Annotated in this window: 1 pseudogene; it reads right to left on the reverse strand. The window is 59.5% G+C overall.

What is annotated here, in order from left to right:
• Positions 1-264, reverse strand: a pseudogene (locus tag ACCC94_RS30285) (DNA mismatch repair protein MutS); the annotation flags it as partial.

Consider the following 264-nt stretch of genomic DNA (forward strand, 5'->3'; position numbering starts at 1 on the left):
TGCAACAGCGCGTCGTAAAGCGAACGCTCACGGGCAAGCGCCCGTTCCTGCGCGGAAAGCGCCTTGTCTTCGAACGTTTTCAGTTCCGGCGTGATGTAGCGCTCGGCGTTCTTTAACGTCTGACGGCGGCGATAGTCGTCCGGCACCTTGTCAGTCTGGCCGCGCGTGACCTCGATATAGAAGCCGTGCACTTTGTTGTATTCGACGCGCAGATTGCCGATGCCAGTGCGCGCGCGTTCACGCGTTTCGAGATCGATCAGGAAC

Source organism: Pseudomonas sp. Pseusp97 (genome assembly GCF_047304025.1).
GTDB lineage: Bacteria > Pseudomonadota > Gammaproteobacteria > Pseudomonadales > Pseudomonadaceae > Pseudomonas.